The organism is Paraburkholderia sp. SIMBA_027 (genome assembly GCF_046535315.1).
In the GTDB taxonomy this organism is placed as follows: domain Bacteria; phylum Pseudomonadota; class Gammaproteobacteria; order Burkholderiales; family Burkholderiaceae; genus Paraburkholderia; species Paraburkholderia tropica.
Genome location: NZ_JAWRWY010001186.1, coordinates 1 through 252, shown reverse-complemented (window position 1 = coordinate 252; position 252 = coordinate 1). Strand labels below are relative to the sequence as shown.

General features: G+C 56.7%; 1 protein-coding gene. It reads right to left on the bottom strand.

What is annotated here, in order from left to right; translation table 11 throughout:
* Window positions 1-252 (bottom strand): peptide deformylase (locus SB764_RS42890; protein ID WP_410867161.1); only part of this gene is annotated, 252 nt, incomplete at both ends.

Here is a 252-nt window from a genome sequence, read left to right as displayed (position 1 = left end):
CGTCCGACACTTTGAGGATTTCCGGATTGATGAAGACAACCGGCTTTTTTTCTTCGTCCTCGCGCGAAACATCGATCACCAGCATCCGGCGCGGCACGCCGACCTGAATGGCGGCAAGGCCGATACCCGGCGCATCATACATGGTTTCGAGCATATCGTCGGCAAGGCGCAACACTTCGGCATCCACCTGTTCGATGGGCCTGGATTGCTGGCGCAGCACGGGATCGGGCAAAATGATAAGCGGTTTGATAG